The sequence below is a fragment of the Thermogemmatispora sp. genome (genome assembly GCF_019683635.1).
In the GTDB taxonomy this organism is placed as follows: domain Bacteria; phylum Chloroflexota; class Ktedonobacteria; order Ktedonobacterales; family Ktedonobacteraceae; genus Thermogemmatispora.
Genome location: NZ_JADGIA010000277.1, coordinates 1 through 5,466 on the forward strand (window position 1 = coordinate 1; position 5,466 = coordinate 5,466).

At 61.7% G+C, this 5,466-nt stretch carries 6 protein-coding genes; 2 read left to right on the forward strand and 4 right to left on the reverse strand.

Annotated features, from left to right (window positions below):
- On the forward strand, nt 1–463 hold a 463-nt coding region (locus IRZ31_RS19895; protein ID WP_297157045.1), incomplete at its 5' end, for an aminopeptidase.
- Between the two features lie 129 nt (nt 464–592).
- On the opposite strand, the gene IRZ31_RS19900 is transcribed toward IRZ31_RS19895, so the two are convergent.
- From IRZ31_RS19900 to IRZ31_RS19910, 3 genes are all read right to left on the reverse strand, one after another.
- Entirely contained in the window at nt 593–1,576 is a 984-nt protein-coding gene (locus tag IRZ31_RS19900) for an NAD(P)-dependent oxidoreductase (RefSeq protein WP_297157046.1), read from the reverse strand.
- A 138-nt stretch (nt 1,577–1,714) separates the two neighbouring features.
- Complete coding sequence (locus IRZ31_RS19905; protein WP_297157049.1) at nt 1,715–2,737, reverse strand: hypothetical protein; 1,023 nt, start codon at nt 2,735–2,737, stop codon at nt 1,715–1,717.
- Nucleotides 2,738–2,772: 35 nt separating this feature from the next.
- The gene (locus tag IRZ31_RS19910; RefSeq protein WP_297157051.1) at nt 2,773–3,375 is read right to left on the reverse strand and encodes a hypothetical protein; all 603 of its coding nucleotides are present in this window, start codon (nt 3,373–3,375) and stop codon (nt 2,773–2,775) included.
- Between the two features lie 431 nt (nt 3,376–3,806).
- On the opposite strand from IRZ31_RS19910, the gene IRZ31_RS19915 reads away from it, so the two are divergent.
- Nucleotides 3,807–4,910: a patatin-like phospholipase family protein gene (locus IRZ31_RS19915; RefSeq protein WP_297157053.1), complete on the forward strand. Its 1,104-nt coding sequence runs from the start codon at nt 3,807–3,809 to the stop codon at nt 4,908–4,910.
- An 18-nt stretch (nt 4,911–4,928) separates the two neighbouring features.
- Here IRZ31_RS19915 and IRZ31_RS19920 read toward each other — a convergent pair whose 3' ends face one another.
- Entirely contained in the window at nt 4,929–5,438 is a 510-nt protein-coding gene (locus IRZ31_RS19920) for a 6-pyruvoyl tetrahydropterin synthase family protein (RefSeq protein WP_297157056.1), read from the reverse strand.
- Nucleotides 5,439–5,466 lie beyond the last annotated feature (28 nt).

Here is a 5,466-nt window from a genome sequence, read left to right on the forward strand (position 1 = left end):
CATCAACAGCGACGGGCGGCGCAACTTTCCCAGCGGCGAAATCTTCACCAGTCCCGTCGAAGAGAGCCTCGAAGGCACCATCACCTTCGACCTGCCCAGTGCCGTCGACGGGCGCCTCGTAGACGGCGTGCGCCTGGCCTTCGCTGGCGGCAAAGTTGTCGAAGCCAGCGCCCGCCAGGGCCAGGACTATCTGCTGCGCATGCTCGATATCGACAGCGGCGCCCGCATCGCCGGGGAATTTGCCTTTGGCAACAACTGGAACATTCAGCGCAGCACCCGCAACATCCTCTTCGACGAAAAGATCGGCGGCACTATCCACCTCGCCCTGGGAGCCAGCTATCCCGAAGCTGGGGGACAGAACCGCTCGGCGCTACACTGGGACCTGATTTGCGACCTGCGCAAAGGAGGCGAAGTCTGGGTTGACGATACCCTCTTCCTCAAAGACGGGCGCATCCTCATCTAAAGCCGGAGCGGCTCATTGCAGGCCCACCAACAGCAAAAGGCGCGTCGGCTGACTACTCTTGCTCTTATTGAGAAGGGCAGTCAGGCCAACGCGCCTCAAGCAGCTCCAGGGGCTTTTTCAGCGCGAGACTCAGGCCGAAGGAGCCTGAGCCTTCTGCCAATAGGGAGAAAGCTTCAGCATCTGGCGGCGCACCACCGGGCGCAGCAGCGGCATCAGCGCCCGCACCGGCGCCGGAGGAGCTGCATACTTTGCCACGTCCTGAATAATCTCCTCGAAGGAATGGCGCTGATAGCGCAGCACCCGCTGACTCTCGCTGGTATCCAGCCAGTCCGTACAGTACGGCTCGTGGCCGAAAGCCTCCTCCGGCAGCGAACCGACTCCCATCACCTCCAGCATGCGGTTCAAATAATCGCGATAGCGCACCTGGCAGGATGGTCCACCGCCGATCAGCCAGATCTTCCCCCAGACCTCGTCACTGCTCACCGCATTGGCCACCGCCAGCCCGGCGTCGAACGTATGCAGCATCTCCAGGCGCGTATCCAGTGGAATGCGGAACATAATCGGATGGATCGGCCTCGGCCCCAGGGGAGGCACGTCAGCAAAGCGGAAGATCGTCCAGGTCAAGCCGGACTGTTTCAGCATCGCCTCGCCTTCCAGCTTGTGGCGCGTATAATCGTCGGTGGCCTGCACCGGATCGGTCACCTTGCGCGGCGGCGGCTGATCCTGCGTGTAGCCGAAGACATCCAGACTCGAACCGAAGAGGAAGCGTGGAGGCTGGGGCTGCTGCCGCGCCACCTCAATCGCATTGCGCGTCCCCTCCACATTCACCTCATACGCCAGCGCTAACTTCTCATAGATGTCTGGCGGCAGAATAGCAGCCAGATGAACCACCACCTCCTGATCGCGCACCGCCTCGGCCAGCACCTCACGCTGGCGAATATCGCCCCATTGCACCGTCACCCGCTCACCCGCCTCACGGCTAATCTGAGCCGCCTTTTGCTCATTGGGCTTCGTACGCAGATCGAGACAGCGGACCGTATGACCCTGGCGCAGCAGCTCCTGCACCGTACTAAAGCCGATATTGCCAAAAGCGCCCGTCACGAGGACTCGCATATAAGCCAAAACTCCTTCCAGCTAGTAAGCTCCAAATAGCAGGTTCCAGGAATCGCAACGCGCCGCGGCAGGCCGACAGAGGCCAGGCGCAGGCGCGCAGAATGAGTGAGCGAAGCAGGGAGGGTCTGCGCCCTCGGCTCACTGCAGAGACGACGTGCGGCTCGTCCTGGCGGCCTTCTCACTCAAGTATTGAATTTCCGGCAAAATAGGATCAAGGGGTGTACCCGTTGGCTGTGTAAAGACCGCGGGTGTCTGTTGCAGGCGGCAGCGCTGCAAGTAGCGCACCAACTGGTGAGCCAGCGTATAGGTCTGCTCCAGCAGATCGGAATTACGCTTCCACTGCTGGGCGTGGTTCAACAAATTATTGAGCGGCACCGCGATCTGCCAGAGAACTCCCTCCTGTCCGGTAGGCACGCGGGCATCGAGATTGCCATTGGCCACCGCCGCATGGACCTGAGCAATCTGGGCGATGCCCTCCTCAAGTTGGCGTTGCTCCTGAGCGCGCTGGCGCTGATACTCCGCGATCTCCTTTTGCAGCGCGATGATCTCTTCTGCCCGATCGGCGCGACGGATAGTTGCAATCAGATAGCGCATAATCACATAGGTGATGATTCCCACAATCCACTGCAGGGCAATCGGCAAAGCGATCATAATGGAGCCGTAGCCCAGGCGCAGCCAGCGATCGTACTCGGGCGTATGTTGCTGAAAGAGCGTCAGGCCGATGATGACGACGCTATTCAAGAAGCTAGTCAGCAGGGCAGCCACCGGGGGAAGCAAAGCGCCAGCGAGCACGATCGGGATGACCAGGGCGCTGAAGATCCCCACGTAGACCGGATCGAGGGGGTTTGTAATCAGGTTCCCCACCGAGTTGATCATCGAATTCAGCACGAGCAAGGAGGCGGCGACAATCGTGAAGCCCCAGCGGTTCAGCAGAGGGGAGGCCAAAGCGCAGAAGCAGGCCACGCCCTCGATCCAGGGAGCGATTGGATTCAGCGAAGTCAGCGCTCCATAGATAAAAGCCAGCAGGCCGAGCGGCGCGATCACCAGAGCGAAGGTGCTGGTCAAGCGTGCGTAGCGAGCGCGTTCACGCTCAGCCGGCGTTGTTTCCGGGAGATGCCTGGGGAGCGTCAGGCGGAACCACCAGGCCAGCAAGGATTTCATACCATCCTCCATCGTAGCGAAGCTGCAGTGTTGAGCTAGCTGATCACACCCAGAGTGCGCAAGGTCGTCAGCGCTTCCTCAACCACTGCTGGCGAGAGATTCAACTGAGCCTTGATCTGCTCGACCGAGCGCTCGCCGTTCACCATCGTGAAGACCAGGCGCAGAACGAAGCGCTGGCGCATGCTGAAGCCCGCCAGCAGTTGGGCGTCGAGCGGGCGCAGCGGTCGGGGGACCGGCGTCAGCGAGAGGGAAGGAGGCGAGGCGGGTGAGGCAGGAGGAAGCGCGGCCTGAGCCGGCCTCGCCCCCGGTCCTGGCCGCGGCTCAGGCTCGGGCAGAGCGGGACGTACCAGGGAGCGCAGAACCTGCTCGACATCGGGCTGAATACGCACCTGCCACTGATCTCGACTGCTCAACAGCGCATAGGCTCGGGCCCCGCTCGCCAGCAGCGCGCCGTTTGGTCCCTGGATGAGGCTTTCGAGCACCGTCCCCTCCTTCACAAAGACCAGGCCCTGGCAGGTGCCGCGCACAGAAGGTACGCTCACCGTCGTTGAGAGAATCGCCGATTGCCCCTGCAGGTAGTCCAGAAGGGTCTGTAAATCAAGATAATAGACCTTATCCATCGTCGTCTTCGTCGTCACCAGGGGAGAACGTTCTCGAAGCCTATCCTGTTACAACCAGCAGCTGCGGCGCGACAGCAGCACAGTGAGTATCAGCCTGCGAGAGAGACGCTGGCTTCAGAGCCTGCTCATCGTGGGTGACATACTCCCCTGGCTGCAGTGGGCGCGATCTCGCGATTCTGCGCTTGCCATTCTATCACGGCCTGGGGGTCTTGCATAGAAAAAAATCATTAAGATAGCACTCTGGTAATACTCGGGATGGAAAGGCTAGAGCATCACTGCACTTGTGCCCGTCCAGAGACTTTTCTTTTCTGTTGAAATCAGTGTATAGTTATTATAAAGAGCGTCCATCTGAGGGCGCAACTGCTCTCTGGAGCAAACCATTCCTCTTTCCCTCCCATCGCGCCCTGGCGCGCGAGCAACAACCTCATCCTCTGGAGGTCCTTCACAACATGTCCAGCACTCCAGACCTACCTCTTGCTCCTTACTCCCAACCAGGCCCCGCCTCCTGGACGGTGCGCCCGCCCACACTGATCGCCGACGCCGTCTTCGAAGGCGGTGGCATGCGCGCTTTGGCCCACATCGGGGCCTTGGCCGTTGCCGAAGAGCGTGGCTATCGCTGGTATCGTCTGGCCGGCACCTCAGCTGGGGCCATGATCGCCGCCCTGGTCGCCGCCGGCTATAGTGCTGCCGAGCTGCACGCCATCATGGGAGCCATCGACTACCGTCGCTTTGCCGATGAGGGCGTCGACGACCATCTGCGCCTCCACCAGGTCAGTCGTCTGCTCTTCAGGCTCGGCCTGCATGCTGGCACCTACCTGGAGCATTTCGTACGTGAGCTGCTACTGGCGCGCGGTCTGCGTACCTTCGGCGACCTGCGCCTGCCCCCCGAAGCAGCAGCGGCGGCCAGCGATCCCCCCAACTATCGACTGACCGTGATCGCCGCTGACGTTAGCCGCCGACGCCTGCTGCGCCTCCCCCAGGACCTGCACAGCGAGCGTGGCGGCTACGGTCTCGATCCTGACCAGCTCGATATTGCCCGTGCCGTACGCATGAGTGCCAGTATTCCCTTCTTCTATGTTCCAGTCACCCTGCAGCGACCCGACGGTGGCCTCAGCTACATCGTCGATGGCGGCCTCGTCAGCGACTTTCCCCTCTTCGCGCTGGCCCCCTCAGACGGCCAACTGGCCCGGCCCCTGCTGGGCTTTCGCCTCTGCGAGAACGATGGTGAGGATGACCAGAACGAGGGTAGAGATGAGGATGGCCAGGGCCTATCACAAGCACCGGCCCTGCTGCCGCCCGGCAACCTCATCGCCTTTAGTCAGGCCCTGCTGGCGACCATGCTCTCGGCCCATGATCGCCTGGTCCTGGAGCAGCGCGCTCGGGGCATGGAGGCCATCCGCACCATCAGCATCCCCGTCGGGAGCATCGGCGCCACACGCTTTGACCTGAGTCACGACGAGATCGAGGCCCTCTATCAGCAGGGCCGCGCCGCCGCAGAGCGCTTCTTTGCCGCGCCGGGCCCAGAGCAAGCGGGTCCAGCGGCAACGGCCTGAGCGAGCGAGCGGCTTGTCTCATCCTGGCAGGCGTCGCCGCAGATCGAGATGGCAGTAGGCCGTCTGCGTCGGCGCCTCCGACACGCCCACCGTCAGCGTATGTACATTCAACGTATTATAGGGCGTGAGCGCCTCCAGTAGCTCCTGCGCGATATACTCGGCCAGCCGTTCCGCTGTCGAGTTATCGATCGGCAACTCGACCACCTCGGCCCGCGGCAGGACATAGCGCTTCTCGCGGAAGCGGATTTCCCACTCATCGGCGGAGGCAATCAGCTCGATATGCGGATTCTTCATCGGCAGCAAGAAGCGATGGTTCAGCTGCTGGCAGATCTCGCGCGTCAGGCGTTTCAGGATGGTGAAATCGAAGACCAGTTGATCCTCGTTGAGGGTCCCCTCCGCCTCCACGGTGACGCCATAGTTGTGGCCGTGGAGGCGCTCGCACTTGCCGCCGTAGGTAATGAAGTGAGCGGCGCTGAACTGGAGATAGCCGCCCTCCACCTTGACCTTAAAGCTACTTGCACTAGCCATAGCGAATCTCTTCTATTTGCCCTCCCTC

Coding starts and splice junctions, on each gene's coding strand:
- IRZ31_RS19905 (WP_297157049.1), bottom strand. CDS start 2,737: ATGAAATCCTTGCTGGCCTGGTGGTTCCGCCTGACGCTCCCCAGGCAT.
- IRZ31_RS19900 (WP_297157046.1), bottom strand. CDS start 1,576: ATGCGAGTCCTCGTGACGGGCGCTTTTGGCAATATCGGCTTTAGTACG.
- IRZ31_RS19915 (WP_297157053.1), top strand. CDS start 3,807: ATGTCCAGCACTCCAGACCTACCTCTTGCTCCTTACTCCCAACCAGGC.
- IRZ31_RS19920 (WP_297157056.1), bottom strand. CDS start 5,438: ATGGCTAGTGCAAGTAGCTTTAAGGTCAAGGTGGAGGGCGGCTATCTC.